Below are 1454 nucleotides of genomic sequence, written 5' to 3'. Positions count from 1 at the left end.
CCTCAACAACATCATCCACAAGCTCGATCACCTACCGCTGCGGCTGGTGGCCGACGGGAAGGGCCAGTGACCATGCGGATCATCGCCGACTACGACCGGTGCGAGAGCCACGGGCTCTGCGTCGACCAGGCACCTGACGTCTTCGACCTCGACGACGAGGGCGACCTCGTCCACCACTTCGACGGGACGGACCTGCCGAGCGAGCAGGAGGCCGCCGGACGACGCGCGGTCGACTCCTGCCCCGTGGCAGCGCTGCGGCTGGCATGAGCCCCAGCGACGTGGTGGTCGTGGGCGGGTCCACCGCCGGTGCGACCGTGCTCAGGGAGCTCCGTTCCCGGGGGTACGAGGGGCGGTTGACGCTCGTCGACCCCGAGCCGGGCACGAACCGGCCACCGCTGTCGAAGGCCGTGCTCGCCGGTGCGGCCGCGGAGGACTCGGTGCTCATGGACCACTCCTCGCTCGACGTCGAGCTCGTGCAGGCCACGGCCACGAGCCTCGACCACGCCGGCCGCACGGTCTCGACCCACGACGGGAGCACCCACCGCTTCGACGCCCTGGTCGTCGCCACCGGCTCACGCGCCCGGCGCATCGCCGCTCCCGGGCAGACCGGTGAGCTCGTCCTCAGGACCGTCGACGACGCCCGCCGCGTCCGTGAGCGGTTCGCCGACGCCTCGACCGCCGTGGTCGTCGGCGCAGGATTCCTCGGCCTTGAGGTGGCCACGGCCGCCGCGACGGCGGGCCTGCGGGTGACGGTCGTCGACGTCGACCCTCCCCTGCAGCGCCTGCTCGGGGATCACCTGGCCACCGCCATCTGCGAGCGCGCCACGACGCTCGGCATCGACTTCCGCCGCTCGGGCGCCGCCCTCGTGGGCGACCCCGTGTACGCCGTCAGGCTGGACGACGGCGAGGAGCTGGCGGCCGATGTCGTCGTGAGCTGCGTCGGCGACGAGCCGGTGACGGACTGGTTGCACGGCTCGGGAGTGGAGATCGACCACGGGATCGTGATCGACGACCACGCCCGCACGAGCCTCGCCGACGTCTACGCCGCCGGCGACGTCGCAGCGGTCCGTACGCCGGAGGGGGTCGTGCGCCGTCCCTTCTGGGCGAACGCGGTGGCCCACGGTCGCGTCGCCGCCGCCACCGTCCTGGGACAGCCCGTCGACACCCCGATCGTGGACGACTACTTCTGGAGCGAGATCGCGGGCGTCTCCCTCAAGGTCGTCGGCTGCCTGCCCGTCGAGGGCGAGCCCGAGGTGCTCGAAGACGCCGGTTCCGGGCACGGACTGCTCGCGTGGGGCCGGTCGACCGTGGTGGCCTGCGGAATCCGGCGCTCGGCACCACGCCTGCGCGCCGTGCTCCGTGAGCGGGCATCGTCAGGCGCACCCACCGTCGACTGAGCGCCGGCGTGCACCCGACGTCGACGGCGCCAACGCGCGTCTACACGGGAAATGCAG

2 protein-coding genes are annotated in these 1454 nt (G+C 72.8%); both read left to right on the top strand.

Translation table 11 applies throughout. The annotated features are described in order from the left end of the window. The first annotated feature begins 72 nt into the window (after nucleotides 1-72). Nucleotides 73-267: a ferredoxin gene (locus ASF38_RS18520; protein WP_056572773.1), complete on the top strand. Its 195-nt coding sequence runs from the start codon at nucleotides 73-75 to the stop codon at nucleotides 265-267. Continuing rightward, the gene (locus ASF38_RS00005) at nucleotides 264-1397 is read left to right on the top strand and encodes an NAD(P)/FAD-dependent oxidoreductase (protein ID WP_056572770.1); all 1134 of its coding nucleotides are present in this window, start codon (nucleotides 264-266) and stop codon (nucleotides 1395-1397) included. Before ASF38_RS18520 ends, ASF38_RS00005 begins: the two co-directional genes overlap by 4 nt. Nucleotides 1398-1454 lie beyond the last annotated feature (57 nt).

The organism is Aeromicrobium sp. Leaf272, assembly GCF_001422865.1.
Classification (GTDB): Bacteria; Actinomycetota; Actinomycetes; order Propionibacteriales; family Nocardioidaceae; genus Aeromicrobium.
This window is presented reverse-complemented; position numbering and strand designations above follow the sequence as displayed.

What these genes read in the sequence shown, in the direction of transcription:
- ASF38_RS00005 (WP_056572770.1), top strand. Translation starts at nt 264, where the DNA reads ATGAGCCCCAGCGACGTGGTGGTCGTGGGCGGGTCCACCGCCGGTGCG.
- ASF38_RS18520 (WP_056572773.1), top strand. Translation starts at nt 73, where the DNA reads ATGCGGATCATCGCCGACTACGACCGGTGCGAGAGCCACGGGCTCTGC.